Source organism: Oleiphilus sp. HI0067 (genome assembly GCF_001635735.1).
Map to the genome: position 1 here is coordinate 1 of NZ_LWFI01000376.1, position 649 is coordinate 649.

At 38.5% G+C, this 649-nt stretch carries 1 protein-coding gene; it reads right to left on the reverse strand.

Translation table 11 applies throughout. From position 1 onward, the window contains the following. Positions 1–247: cold shock domain-containing protein CspD (cspD, locus tag A3739_RS04450; RefSeq protein WP_068500481.1), on the reverse strand; the 247-nt coding region annotated here is incomplete at its 3' end. Between the last annotated feature and the right edge of the window lie 402 nt (positions 248–649).

Consider the following 649-nt stretch of genomic DNA (forward strand, 5'->3'; position numbering starts at 1 on the left):
AAATTACTTCGTCGTCAAGATTCGCTACTTGATTTTGTGCGACTTCTGCTGACTGTATATTTACAGCGTGCACGCCTTTGTTGCTCGGCTGTTTTTCAAACATCACCGACTGTCCAGCTTTTAAGGTTTTATACCCATCCATTTGAATTGATGAGAAGTGTGCGAATAGGTCTTCAGTGCAGCCGTCTTCAACGATAAATCCATATCCCTTTGCGTTGTTAAACCACTTAACTTTACCTTGGTACATGAGGTGACTCCCGTGTCGTTTGCAGGGTCTAGTTCCAACCACCTAGATAATCCTGCTGCGTTTTATTTTTATTCGTAAGCTGTAACGTGTTATTTGTTACAGCGTGTTAATTCTGGTTGGTTTTTAAACAGTGTCAAGTTCTTCTAACGAAAAAATTGACTCATCACACAAATCAGTTTTCAGAATTTCACAAATTTAATCCTGAGAACGGAATTGATGGTGCAAACTGTTAGGTGACACTTTGCGATGTAAAATAATGTTGAAATAGGCCGATTTGACGGTTTAAACGTATTGAAATATGTGAATGTGAACCCATTTAACATTTGTGTAAAAAAACGTTTCGGGTAATGAGTAAGTTGAAAGATAGTCTACTAGTATTGAATCAGGGCTCAGATGTGGACC